Source organism: Mariniblastus fucicola (assembly GCF_008087665.1).
In the GTDB taxonomy this organism is placed as follows: Bacteria; Planctomycetota; Planctomycetia; order Pirellulales; family Pirellulaceae; genus Mariniblastus; species Mariniblastus fucicola.
This window is the reverse complement of sequence record NZ_CP042912.1, coordinates 551,760-563,939: the sequence shown is the minus strand read 5'-3', so window position 1 is coordinate 563,939 and position 12,180 is coordinate 551,760. Positions and strand designations below refer to the sequence as shown.

Here is a 12,180-nt window from a genome sequence, read left to right as displayed (position 1 = left end):
CTCCTCTCGCACTCGAGGATCACTCTCGACACCACGACATTCGTTTTGCAAAGTCCTTTTGGAAATCCGGCCGCCAGCGATTGACGGTCTTTCGCGGATCGTCGTCGGACGGGTCTTCGCGAAACCAACCGTCTTCGGTCTTGCGAAACTGACCGCCCCAACCGGGTTTGCCAGGATCGGCGGGATCATTGCCACTTGCGGGCAAGAAGAAAAACCATGACGGCGTATCGCCTTCTTTCATGCAGCTGTGCGGATTGGGCGCCGTCCACGTTTTGGTTGGATAAAGCTTGCCCAGCGGTCCCGTGCTGCGAATTTGACTTTCGATCCACTTCGCAGAAGTCAGCGATTCGTCACCACCAAGATACATACCGCGAAACGCAGCGTTTCGCATGTCGACCCCAGCCGGAGCCTTGCTGAGAATGTAAAACATCCCTGGAAATTCGGTCCGCATCCAATTGGCAATTCCGTCTTGATCGGCAATATCGTAGACACGGAATTTTTTCACGAAATCGGCCAAACCACGCTCACCACGGTCGTTGCGAACCCGCCAAAGCGATTGGGCGAGATCTGTCTGTCCGCCCCAAATGGCGAGATTGACCGGGTCGTCTATCGAGGCCGTATCCACGACCTCGATGAACCAATTGGAACCCTCGGTGTCGTTGCCTTCGCCGACGTTCTCTCTCCCGCGTTCGGGATTCCCGGACTTGATACACTCCAGCAGCGATTGCGTTTCAGGCCAACCGTCTTCGTGGCGGGAAAGGTTTGCCCGAACTTCGCCGTACACCGAAACGATTTCGCGAATCAAATCGGCTCGCGTCGTCGCAACGTCCAACTCACCCGGCGTCCCTGACGCTGTCGCGATCAAGCCTTCAATTCGAAATTTGTTCGCGTAGACCATCAAGCGAACCAGCGACTGCTGGTCGTCCGGATCGCCACCGATATCGGTCATCACGACCAACCGAGGCCGAAGTTCGTCAGCGAATCCGGCGTCGGCAAAGCCGTTTCCCCAGCATGCGACCAGACAGGCAATGAAAGTTAAAATTGTGGCAAGTTTGCTGGACACCGGAACACCTCGCATCGTTCACAACCAAAATTTCAGAAGTGGCAACTGGACTTCTCCGAAGGAAGCGGTGCACGGTGAAGACCACCGTGCCGCTATCACAGCGAGATTAATCGAGAGCTTTAATCTTGATGTCTCGGTACCAGACCGGATTACCGTGATCCTGGAACGCGATGTGACCCGTCTTGCTCTTGCCGAACTTATCCCAGGTCGCGAACTTGCTGGCCGCAACTTTTTCTTTCCACTCGTCGCTGCCGATGGTGACGTCAACGACTTTCTTGCCGTTGAGATAGTGCTCAACGTGGTCGCCTTTGATAACGATCTTGGTGGTATTCCACTGACCAACCTTTTTAGGTTGCTCGTCACCGGGTGGGTACAGAGCATACAACGCGGCCGCACTGGTGATGCGTCTTTTCCCATCAGCATGTTTGTCGTTGTCGAGAATCTGATACTCGATGCCGGTAATGTAAGGAGCACCGTCGCCCTTTTTGACGCGATACATCACGCCGCTGTTTCCGCCTTCGGAAATTTTCCAATCGAACGTCAACTCAAAGCTGCCGTATTCCTTTTTCGTGATGATGTCGCCGCCACCTGAACCGTCGAAGTACACCGTGCCGTCTTCGACTTTCCAACCTTTGCCGATTTCTTCTTTCTTGTATCCGCGGAAGTTGTCCAACGATTTACCGTCAAAGAGAATTTCTGTCGTGACTTTGCGAGTCGCCGACCATTCGCCGGTCGCAGCTTCCTGATCGTCGATGATGACTGCCCATTCACCGTCGAGTGATCCGTCGTCCGTAAGCTCGGCTTCGACTTCGATGTCGCGCATTGCGCCCTGGACTTCGATGCTGAACGCAATGAAGATTGAATCGCCATCCGTGGTAACTGTTTCGAATTCTGTCTTTCCGTTGTCGCCGTTGAGGTAACCGGAAAGCTTTCCATCGTCCATCGACAGCGTCACAACGGACTCGGACTCATTCCCGTCCGGCAGCACGGCAACCGAGTCCCATTGGCCTGCAAAGGACGCTTTTTCCTGAGCAAAACTCGCATTCGCGAACAGCGCGATCAGCATCGCAGAGAGCATCAGTTTCGAAATCTGGTTCATCATGTCGTCTCGTAGGGTTTGGCAAAAATGTTGATTCGTCAGGAAGCGTCGCGTTCACTTTGCAGTCGCTGGATCTCTGCCGCGTCTTTGTCGCCACGGCCGGAAAGACAAACCACGACGATCTCGTCTTTGTTTCGTTCTTTTGCAACTTCGATGCCTTTTGCGATCGCATGTGACGACTCGAGAGCCGGCAAAATGCCTTCCGTTTTGGCAATCATGTCAAACGTCGCCAACGCCTCGTCATCGCGACAACTGCGGTATTCGACGCGCCCCGTTTTCTTCCAGTGACTGTGCTCGGGACCTACGCCAGGATAGTCCAGCCCGGCTGACGCCGAGTGTACATCATCCGTTTGGCCGTCGTCGTCCTGCAAGACGTAGCTGAAGCTGCCGTGCAAAACGCCTGGCCGACCGTAAGTCAGACTCGACGCGTGTTGGCCTGGCGTGTCGTTGTGCCCACCGGCCTCTACGCCAATCAGCGGCACGTCGGTGCGAGCCACGAAAGGAAAGAACATGCCTGCCGCGTTGCTTCCGCCACCGACGCAAGCCACGACAGCATCCGGTAGTCGGCCAAAACGCTCCATCGACTGGTCAATCGTCTCTTCACCGATGATCGCCTGGAAGTCGCGAACGATGACGGGAAAGGGATGCGGTCCGACGACGCTACCGAGAATGTAATGCGTGTTCTCGACGCTACCCATCCAGTCCCGCATGGCTTCGTTGACGGCGTCACGCAAAGTCCGCGATCCTGTTGTCACCGGACGGATCTCGGCGCCCATCATTCGCATGCTTTGCACGTTTGGCGATTGGCGGCGAACATCTTCTTCGCCCATATAGACCACGCAAGGCAAACCGAAATGAGCACACGCCGTTGCCGTTGCCACGCCGTGTTGTCCCGCACCGGTTTCCGCGATGACTCGCGTCTTGCCCATCCGCTGCGTCAGCAACGCTTGACCGAGTGTACTGTTGATCTTGTGAGCGCCGGTGTGATTGACGTCTTCACGTTTGAACCAGATCTGGGCTCCGCCGGTTTGCTCAGTCAACCGCTTGGCGAAATACATCGGGGAAGGGCGGCCGACGAAGTCTCGCAGGAGCACTTTCAGTTGCTCCATAAATTCGGGATCGTTTTTCGCCTTGTTGTATTCGGCTTCGAGTTGGTCCAGAGCCTGAACAAGGGTCTCGGGAACGTAGCGGCCTCCGAATTCACCGAATCGACCGTTCTCATCGGGCAAGCTGGCATCTGGGCTGGGAGCGTCAAGAAAAGATGTGGGCATGGTGGTCGCAATAAGTTCGTGTTGTAAAAATCCTGACGTGGAGCGTGATCGGATCGGGCTTTGAGCTCCGGCGATCTCTTTGGTAACAGCCCATCAATTCGATTCGCAACTTTCGTCGATCCGCGTAATCTTCTTACGAGCAAGGCCGAACAGCATCGCGATGAGGTTCCGGTTAGGATGAAGAGTCCATTGTCAAAACGGTTCCCGACACGGTCAACCGCTAAAACAGAATACCGACGACCGATCCACATCTTCACAAAGCCATGAATCTTCTCCTCCCCGCATTGACTGCCTGCCATTGCCCGATCCTCCTGGATGGCGAAAAACTCACGGCGCGTTCCCAGGATGCGACAAAACAACTTGAGGCGGAACTTCGTGGAGTTGATACATGCACTGACCCCATCGATCAATTGAAGGACCTGATCCCTGCCTTGTAGCCAAGCCCGTAAGCCGGCGAGGCGACGCTCAAGCCTTTTTACTCAACACTTCAACACGAACCATCATGCCAGAACTTCCTGAAGTCGAAACCATGCGTCGCGGAGTCGCGGGAATTGCCGGCGCGACGATTATTGCGGCCGAACGAACTCCCTGCGCGAAACGTCCGATCCAGATTAAGCCAAGGATCGACCACCTGAACAAACGAGTCGCCGGAGTAAAGATTGCGTCGGTCGATCGGCTGGGCAAACGCGTCGTCATTCGCATGGAAACGGGTGACCGAATCATCATGGAGCCGCGGATGACGGGTCTGGTGCTGGTGACCGATCCGCCTACCGATGAACATCTTCGCTTTCGTTTGCGACTGAAGAAGTGCAAACACAAAGAACTACTTTTTTGGGATCGTCGCGGCCTCGGGCAGATCGCATTGCTATCAGAAAAGCAATATCAAGCCAAGCTCAGCGATGGTTCGCTTGGCCCGGACGCGCTGGAGATTTCTCGCAAGGATTTCCCGGGCCGATTTAATTCGTCGCGCCGTGAAGTAAAAGTCGCCTTGCTGGAACAGTCTCGCATCGCGGGCATCGGCAACATTTATGCGTCGGAGATTTTGCATCTGGCGCACGTTCACCCGCAAGCCCGTTGTGATCGGCTGTCGAAGAAGCAGTGGGACCGCATATTTGAATTTACGGTGGAAGTTCTGGAGACCGCGATTCGCCACGAAGGTTCGACGCTGTCAGATGGCACGTATCGCAACGCGCTCAACGATGAAGGCAGCTACCAGAATGAACATCGCGTTTACGATCGGGCAGGGGAGACGTGTCCGTCGTGCGGAAAAGGGAACGTGCTTCGGATCGTGCAGGCTCAAAGAAGCACGTTTTATTGCAAGGCGTGCCAGAAGAAGCGCTAGGTGGCATAGGCCTCTGGCCTGTGATTGCACGTCGTAGTGGCGGCTTCTAGCCGCCTCTGTTTGCATGCCGTCGCCCTGGAAACAAAAAGCAGTTCTTGATTCGGAAGAACAAAATGCGGCGGCTGGAAGCCACCACTACGACAAATGCAAACGAGATGCTGACACAGGCTGGAAGCCTATGCCACCTTACCCCAGTTGCACCAACTCCGACTCGCCAGGCTCGCGAGGATTGTCGTTCGGATCGATCCAGTTCTCTTCCTTGAAATGCTCGTCGTACACGCCATAGTCGTGGTACGCGAACTTTTTCGCCAAGCGATAAGCCCAACTCTTTTCCGGAATCGGCTCGCTGCCAGGAGCATACTGTGACGAATGCGCCGCGGCGGCCTGGAGTTCAGCCAGAGCTTTCTTTCGCGCGGTCGAATCCTTCGCACCGTGCCGATCGGCCAGCGACTCAATCAAGTCCGGACGCTCCAGTACGATGCAACCGCGAGTGTGCTCCGCCGCCGTCTTACGGAAGTCACGAAGATATTCGGACTCGTTGAACACCTGATCCAATGGCCGTTCGTCGTGAATCGATTCTTTGGCGAACTGAATGATTGGGCAAGGCTCAACGTCGCCCCACGGATTGATGTGATGCGTGAAGCCCGTTGCAGCCGGACACAAGGCATGACCATCGGCATCGTAGTAGGCGTCAATGAAAATGATTGGCTTCTTGCAACGCATATCGACGACGAACTGGCGAGCGACGCGTTGCTGCTGCGGCGTCAGAGCAAGATCCGGATTCGAGTCGGGTCCAACAGGACGGTAAATGTGGAACCATGTGTAGAGCACGCCCATCTCGATCAGATTGTCGACCCACTTTTCGGTCAACAGCTCATCAAAATTTGACTGACAAAGGCTCGTGCAAACCCCGGTCATGACTTTGTTCTTCAGGCAGTTCTCAATCCCCTTCATTGTCGCCGAGTAAACGCCTTCTTTGCCGCGGCGAGTGTCGCTAACGATTTCGCTGCCTTCGACGCTGACCAACACCGTCACGTTGCCACATTTGCGCAAACGCTTGGCGACTTCATCGGTAATGAAATGGCCGTTGGTGAAAACCTGAAAGTACGCGTCGGGATGAGCTTCCAAAACATCGAACAGTTCCTTGTGCATGAACGGTTCACCGCCGAGCAACCCGAAAAACGAGTTCCCCATTTTCTTGGCCGTGGTGATCATCCGGTTCATCGCCGGGACATCGATCTTCTGTTGTTTGTGATCGACGTCGACCCAGCAACCCTGGCAGCGGAGGTTACAACTGTTGATGATCGAGATGTACAAATAAGGCGGAAAGAACTCGCCTTTTTTGAGCCGTTTTTTGTGTTTCTGGACGCTGCGAATCCCCTTGATGCCCATGTTCCAAACCAGCTTCCACAGAAGCCGTTTGTCGGTCTCAAAGAGCATTCGTTTTGTCAGGCCTATGAGCATGTTGGTCTCGGAAGATTGAACGTTTTAAAATTCGCGGCACGGAGATCTCCACCGTGTGGTGCATTTTTCTCGGTGAGACCGCTGGCTCACGCGCGTGCCACGACGACGATTATAGGCCGATTGCTTCCGGTCCGCACCGACAAATGCAAGCTGGCCACCATGGAATTCAAACCGACCGCGGCTAGAATGTTCTGCTTAACTCAACCGAAAACGAAAATATTACATGTCCCAGATCGACGAACTTTTTCAGAAACTGCGAGCCAGCGAACAAAAGGCGTTTATGCCGTTCATCACCGCGGGCGACCCGGACCTCGAATTCACCGGCCAGCTGTTGAGAAAGCTTGACGCCGCGGGCTGTCATTTGGCGGAAGTCGGCATCCCGTACAGCGATCCGATCGCCGACGGTCCGGTGATTCAGGCGTCTTACACCCGAGCCCTCAACGCTGGCACGAAGCTGGATGCGATTCTGGCGATGCTCAAGTCCACCACGTCCGAAATCGAAATGCCGGTGGTGACGATGATCAGCTACGCCATCATTTACCGCGTCGGTTTGGATGCCTTTTTGGACAAAGCCATCGACGCGGGTGTCGCCGGCGCGATCGTGCCCGACATGCCGGTCGACGAGTCGGCGGAGTTTGCGGCCAAGTGCAAGCAGCGAGACTTCAGCCTGATCCAGCTGGTCACGCCAACGACGCCTCGCGATCGGGCACTGACGATTGCGGAAAACTCAAGCGGATTCATTTACTACGTTTCGATCGCTGGCATCACCGGCGAACGGACTGCACTGCCGGATGATTTGGTGGACAATGTTTCGTGGCTTCGCGGGCAAACGGATCTTCCGATTTGCGTTGGCTTCGGAATCAGCCAGCCAGAGCACGCTCAGATCCTCAAACCTGTTGCCGACGGCATGATCGTTGGCTCGGCGATTGTGCGACGCGTCGCGGCGATCGAAAACGGGACTTCGAAAGACGACGCTGCCGCCGACGTGGCGGCCTTCAGCAAAGAAATGCTGTCGGCGATCTCGGGTTGAAGCCAAACGGTGGCATAGGCTTCCAGCCTGTGTGCGCAATACTTTTAATCACAGGTTGGAAGCCTACGCCACTGCAGTTTTCGACCTTATCGCTGTTTCATTGATGGCTTACAATCATTTCCTCCGAACCACCATTTTCGAGCAACCGTGAAAACTCTTCTTGACGAAAATCAGCTCAACGATGGCGTCGAAAAACTTGCCGACGCCATCAACGCTCATTACGGCGACAAGCCTCTGACGATCATCTGCATTCTGACCGGCAGCATCGTGCTCGGCGCTGACCTGATTCGGAAGCTTCGCATGCCAACTCGCGTCGGCGTCCTGCAAACGAGCAGCTATGAAGGCACTGAGCGAGGCGACCTGACGATCAACGCCGAAATGATGCTCGACATCAAGGACCGCGAAGTCCTGTTGATCGACGACATCTTCGACACCGGACATACGCTCGACAAAGTCACCGCATTGGTTGCGGATTACGGTCCGACATCGCTGCAGTCGGCAGTGTTGCTTTGCAAGACCGGTCGGCAGGAAGTCGAATACCGTCCGGAGTTCATTGCCTTTGACATTCCCGATGAATTCGTCGTGGGTTACGGGCTGGATTACAACGACGAGTACCGAAACTTGCCGTACCTGGCCTGTCTGGAAGATTCCGACCTCGAACCCAACGCATGACGCCTTCGACGCCACAACGAATCGCGATCGTCACGCGACGGTTTTGGCCGATCAGCGGTCCTACGGAACACTTTATCGCTGACCTTGGCGACCATTTCAGCGGTGCCGGAAATCATGTCAGGCTGTTTACCTCAGCGTGGCAAAAAGGTTGGCCGACGGAGTGCTCGTTTCGCGAATTTGATCTTCGTCGTCTGTCGCGGCCCAGTTCGGGACCTTGGGGCACTTACCGTTACCAACGGGCATTGATCCGCGAACTGGATTTGTTTCAGCCGGACGCCGTTTTGCTCTTTGGCAGCGGAGAAGACCTGCCTCCGGTCCGAAAACTCGTCGGCGATTCAGTGCCTTGCGTCGTTCGCATCGACCATCGCGCGGTCGTCAGGACGAACCGTACGATTCAAAAAAACCTTCGATTGAACCTGGCCGACGCGGTGATTTGCGATTCACTGCGAACGCGAAACGAACTGGTCATGCGAAAGACCGCTTTGCCGCAGCGTGTGGAGCTGGTTTCCGATGGCGTCACCTGCCGCGCCGAACCCGAACGTTCACTGCTGCAACAAGCCAATTCAAGAACGGCACTTGGCGACGCTCACCCGATTTTGAGAATCGATCCGGCCCAGCCTTTGGTCGTGACGGGCGCTCCGCTCAACGGCGACGGCGGAGTCTGTGATCTGGTTCGAGCCTGGAAGATCGTGCTTGAGTCGTTCCCCAAAGCCAAACTGTGGATCCTCGGTGACGGGCCACGCTCGCGGAAAGTCTGGGACACGATTTCCGATCACGACATGATTTACACGGCGATCATGCCGGGCTATTTCGACGATCTGGACGAGATTTTTCAGGCCGCGGATCTTTACGTGCACCCGATGCGTGGCGCGGTGAATTGCCGCTGCCTGCTGGAAGCGATAGCCAACGGAGTCTGCCCACTGGTGACTGACAACTCGACCGAATCCATTGCCAAACGTGATCCTGACGGACGAAGGATTGGCGAGATGATCGAAGTCCAACGCGACTCAACCGGCATCATTGCGCCGCCAGGCAATCCAGTGGCGCTTGGCGAAGCGATCACGATGGCACTTCGCAACAGCGACAAACGTTTGGAGTTGGGCGCCAATGCGGCAACACAGTTCCGGCCAGCGATTGATATGGCCAGAATTGGCAGTGTGTTTCTGGAGTCATTGCTGGGCGTTCGTCAGCCCGAAAATGCTTCGGGAGCATCGTTCTCGTGAGCCAACAACGTCTGCTTTTTGTGATCGATTCGCTGGACCGATTCGGCGCGACCCGGCAACTGGAATTGCTGACCGGAGCGATCGGCGACGACTTTGATGTGCACGTCGCGGTGCTTGGTCCGGCTCAAAATTCACCCATGTTTTCCGTGTCCAACACAGAATTTCACTTTCTCGGCACATCCCTCAATCAGGCCATCTCGGTTCGCACTTTGACTCGATCGGGTTTGCGTTTGAGGAAGCTGATCAGGCGATTGCAGCCGAACATCGTTCACGCCTGGTGTCAGCCTGCGGAACGCGTGATGTTGGCGGCCTCGTTCGATGTTGATTCGGTTCGCAAGTTCGTGACAGAGCTGTACGTCCGACCTTCCACGAACATGACGTTCGAAGCGATCGACCGTCGGCTGGGCAGTCCAGTGCTGCAATACGTTGTGCCGCACGAAGAAATCAAAAAGTCGCTGGTCAGCCATCAGTACCGCGAAGATCGAATTTCGATCGTTGCCAGTTCGATTGGCCCCAGCTCACCCGATCGCGAATCGGCGCGGCGAAAGCTGGTGCAACTTGGTGGCTTTGGCGAGCACGTTCACATCGCCGGAGCCGTAGCGCCGCTGGTGCCACGTTCGCGGCTCAAGGATCTCATTTGGGCAACGGATTTGCTGACCTGCATTCGCGACGACGTACACTTTTTCATTTTCGGCAACGGTTCGCAGCGGACGCGACTGGAAAAGTTTGCGTCTCAAACCGAAGCCGGTCACCACGTGCACTTCATTGATGCGGAAGTTGATGCCCAGACACTGATTCCGGGGCTGGATTTTTTCTGGCAGTCGCATTTGAATGAGCCTTTGCCGTCAGCGATGCATCACGCGATGCAAAGCGGCGTACCTGTGATTTCGGTTTACGGGCCAGGGACGTCGGAAACGATTGAGCATCAGGAAACGGGGTTCGCGACGAACTTTGGTGCCCGCGACGAGTTTGCTCGTTGGACAAAGTATCTGCTGGAGCAAACGGAATCGGGTCGTCAGCTGGCGGATCAGGGCAGGGCGTCAGTGGATGGAAAGTTTGCGGTTTCCGAAATGGCTGATGGATATCGAGCGATCTATTCGAACTCGTAGAGCGAAACGGGCTCGGAATCCATAGAGCCCGATAGAGATCACGGAAAAGCCATCGCAGGCTGGAAGCTTCCGCCAACCGAACTCGCAGGGCATTTGGCCGATTCAAAACGAGAGCCGGCCCAGTTCCATCAATCGCCTGAAGTTCGCGCGTGAGCCGCTTGAATTGCTCGCAGCAAACCGAGTGCTTTGTTCAGCGTCTCTTCGTACTCCGCGTCCGGATCGCTGTCCGCCACAATGCCTGCGCCGGCCTGAACCCAGGCTTTGCCGTCCTTGATCACCATCGTTCGCAGCGCGATACAGGTATCCATGTTCCCTGAATAGTCCACGTAGCCAACGGCGCCCGCATACGGTCCACGCCGATGCGGTTCGAACTCGTCAATGATCTCCATCGCACGAACCTTCGGAGCCCCCGAAACCGTACCGGCTGGCAGGCTCGCCATCAACGCGTCAAACGCATCGCAATCATCTCGCAGCTGACCGGTCACCGAAGACGAAATGTGCATCACATGGCTGTAGCGTTCCACGATCATGATGTCGGGAAGCTCAATCGAACCGTACTTCGCGACTCGCCCAACGTCATTGCGGCCAAGGTCGACCAACATCACGTGCTCCGCGCGTTCTTTTTCGTCCGCCAGCAGTTCTTCTTCAAGCCGCTTGTCCTCCTCGGGCGTCGCACCGCGTTTTCTCGTTCCTGCCAGAGGCCGCACCGTTACTTCGCCGTCCACGACCCGGCACATGATCTCTGGCGAACTGCCTACCAAAGTACATTTGGGGCTGCGAAGAAAAAACATGAACGGGCTGGGGTTGAGCACGCGCAAACTGCGATAGATCTCCAGCGGATCGCACTCAATATCGAGCGAAAGTCGCTGGCTAAGCACGACCTGAAAAATGTCTCCGGCGTGGATGTACTCGATGCATTCCTTGACGGCATCGCCGAACGATTCCCGGGTCATGTTCGACGTGTACTCGGGTGGATCTCCGCTGGTCGGAGCCACATTCATAAAGTCGAATTCTTTGCCTGTCTCTGGAGCCTGCAAGCGCGCCACCAAATCGTCAATTCGCGCCGAAGCGTCGTCGTAGGCGGCCTGTGTTGAATCGAAATCGTCCAACCACGCCAATGCCATCACGAAAATGGTTTTGTTGATGTGGTCGAAGATCAGCATCGAGTCATAGAACGCAAAACTCATGTCGTCCAACTGACGGTCATCTTCTGGCGCGTTCGGGAGGTCCTCTACGTAGCGGATCACGTCGTAGCCCGCGAACCCGATTGCTCCTCCAGCGAAAGGCGGGAGCCCTTCCAGAATGGCGACATTGACCGAATCGATGTGCTTGCGAATTTCCTCCAGCGGATTGTCGCATTGCCAAGTCTTTGGCGAAGCATCACCGCCAGAATTTGCTTTTTCAGTGAGCGTGACTTCGGTTCCTGTTGCGGAGATTTCGAATTTCGGGTCCGCCGCAAGAATGCTGTACCGTCCGACTTTTTCCCCGCCGATAACACTTTCAAAAAGGCAGGCAGTTCCTCCGCGATCGATTTTTCGAAACGCTGAAACAGGCGTCAACGAATCGCTAAGCAACTTTCGGAAGACAGGGATCGCGTTGTGCGACGTGGCCAGCTGGGAAAAAGATGAAAAATCAGGAATCAAGGTCATGAGTCGTAGGGTTTGGCTCGCGGAGCCGATCTTCGTGTTCGCAAAATCAGCACGGCTTCGCCACGAGCGGTTACGTGAGCGAATCGATGGCTGAATATTCTGCCTGGATACTGTTTACACTCTTGTGTTTAGCCCGCCATACGGACGAACCGAGGACAATCGTTGCTGGCCAACCGGTTGGCTGAACGGGGTCAACGTGAACTTTTCTGTGTGCTCGGCGTCGTTAACAATTCCGGATTAAAGCGGGCACATCGTACC

The 12,180-nt window shown here is 55.5% G+C and carries 10 protein-coding genes; 5 read left to right on the top strand and 5 right to left on the bottom strand.

Annotated features, from left to right (window positions below; genetic code table 11):
• Positions 1 to 19: 19 nt before the first annotated feature.
• The 3 genes from MFFC18_RS02085 to trpB form a co-directional block, all read right to left on the bottom strand.
• Positions 20 to 1,063 carry a DUF1593 domain-containing protein gene (locus MFFC18_RS02085; protein WP_238381274.1) on the bottom strand — a complete coding sequence of 348 codons (1,044 nt, stop codon included), beginning with the start codon at positions 1,061 to 1,063 and terminating at the stop codon, positions 20 to 22.
• Between the two features lie 106 nt (positions 1,064 to 1,169).
• Entirely contained in the window at positions 1,170 to 2,162 is a 993-nt protein-coding gene (locus tag MFFC18_RS02080; RefSeq protein WP_157665158.1) for a 3-keto-disaccharide hydrolase, read from the bottom strand.
• A gap of 38 nt (positions 2,163 to 2,200) precedes the next feature.
• Complete coding sequence (trpB, locus tag MFFC18_RS02075) at positions 2,201 to 3,433, bottom strand: tryptophan synthase subunit beta (protein WP_075084803.1); 1,233 nt, start codon at positions 3,431 to 3,433, stop codon at positions 2,201 to 2,203.
• A 502-nt stretch (positions 3,434 to 3,935) separates the two neighbouring features.
• On the opposite strand from trpB, the gene mutM reads away from it, so the two are divergent.
• On the top strand, positions 3,936 to 4,775 hold the full coding sequence (mutM, locus tag MFFC18_RS02070) for a bifunctional DNA-formamidopyrimidine glycosylase/DNA-(apurinic or apyrimidinic site) lyase (protein WP_075084804.1): 840 nt from the start codon (positions 3,936 to 3,938) through the stop codon (positions 4,773 to 4,775).
• A 186-nt stretch (positions 4,776 to 4,961) separates the two neighbouring features.
• Here mutM and MFFC18_RS02065 read toward each other — a convergent pair whose 3' ends face one another.
• A complete protein-coding gene (locus MFFC18_RS02065; protein WP_087149657.1) occupies positions 4,962 to 6,239 on the bottom strand; it encodes a radical SAM protein in 1,278 nt (425 codons plus the stop codon).
• A gap of 223 nt (positions 6,240 to 6,462) precedes the next feature.
• On the opposite strand from MFFC18_RS02065, the gene trpA reads away from it, so the two are divergent.
• From trpA to MFFC18_RS02045, 4 genes are all read left to right on the top strand, one after another.
• Positions 6,463 to 7,269 carry a tryptophan synthase subunit alpha gene (trpA, locus tag MFFC18_RS02060; protein WP_075084805.1) on the top strand — a complete coding sequence of 269 codons (807 nt, stop codon included), beginning with the start codon at positions 6,463 to 6,465 and terminating at the stop codon, positions 7,267 to 7,269.
• A gap of 147 nt (positions 7,270 to 7,416) precedes the next feature.
• A complete protein-coding gene (hpt, locus tag MFFC18_RS02055; protein ID WP_075084806.1) occupies positions 7,417 to 7,941 on the top strand; it encodes a hypoxanthine phosphoribosyltransferase in 525 nt (174 codons plus the stop codon).
• Positions 7,938 to 9,164 (top strand): glycosyltransferase family 4 protein, encoded by a 1,227-nt coding sequence (locus MFFC18_RS02050; protein WP_075084807.1) that lies wholly within the window; start codon positions 7,938 to 7,940, stop codon positions 9,162 to 9,164. Before hpt ends, MFFC18_RS02050 begins: the two co-directional genes overlap by 4 nt.
• A complete protein-coding gene (locus MFFC18_RS02045) occupies positions 9,161 to 10,273 on the top strand; it encodes a glycosyltransferase (RefSeq protein ID WP_075084808.1) in 1,113 nt (370 codons plus the stop codon). Before MFFC18_RS02050 ends, MFFC18_RS02045 begins: the two co-directional genes overlap by 4 nt.
• A 128-nt stretch (positions 10,274 to 10,401) precedes the next feature.
• Here MFFC18_RS02045 and trpE read toward each other — a convergent pair whose 3' ends face one another.
• Positions 10,402 to 11,922 (bottom strand): anthranilate synthase component I, encoded by a 1,521-nt coding sequence (trpE, locus tag MFFC18_RS02040; protein ID WP_075084809.1) that lies wholly within the window; start codon positions 11,920 to 11,922, stop codon positions 10,402 to 10,404.
• Positions 11,923 to 12,180 lie beyond the last annotated feature (258 nt).

What these genes read in the sequence shown, in the direction of transcription:
- trpA (WP_075084805.1), top strand. Translation starts at nt 6,463, where the DNA reads ATGTCCCAGATCGACGAACTTTTTCAGAAACTGCGAGCCAGCGAACAA.
- MFFC18_RS02080 (WP_157665158.1), bottom strand. Translation starts at nt 2,162, where the DNA reads ATGAACCAGATTTCGAAACTGATGCTCTCTGCGATGCTGATCGCGCTG.
- mutM (WP_075084804.1), top strand. Translation starts at nt 3,936, where the DNA reads ATGCCAGAACTTCCTGAAGTCGAAACCATGCGTCGCGGAGTCGCGGGA.
- trpB (WP_075084803.1), bottom strand. Translation starts at nt 3,433, where the DNA reads ATGCCCACATCTTTTCTTGACGCTCCCAGCCCAGATGCCAGCTTGCCC.
- MFFC18_RS02065 (WP_087149657.1), bottom strand. Translation starts at nt 6,239, where the DNA reads ATGCTCATAGGCCTGACAAAACGAATGCTCTTTGAGACCGACAAACGG.
- MFFC18_RS02050 (WP_075084807.1), top strand. Translation starts at nt 7,938, where the DNA reads ATGACGCCTTCGACGCCACAACGAATCGCGATCGTCACGCGACGGTTT.
- trpE (WP_075084809.1), bottom strand. Translation starts at nt 11,922, where the DNA reads ATGACCTTGATTCCTGATTTTTCATCTTTTTCCCAGCTGGCCACGTCG.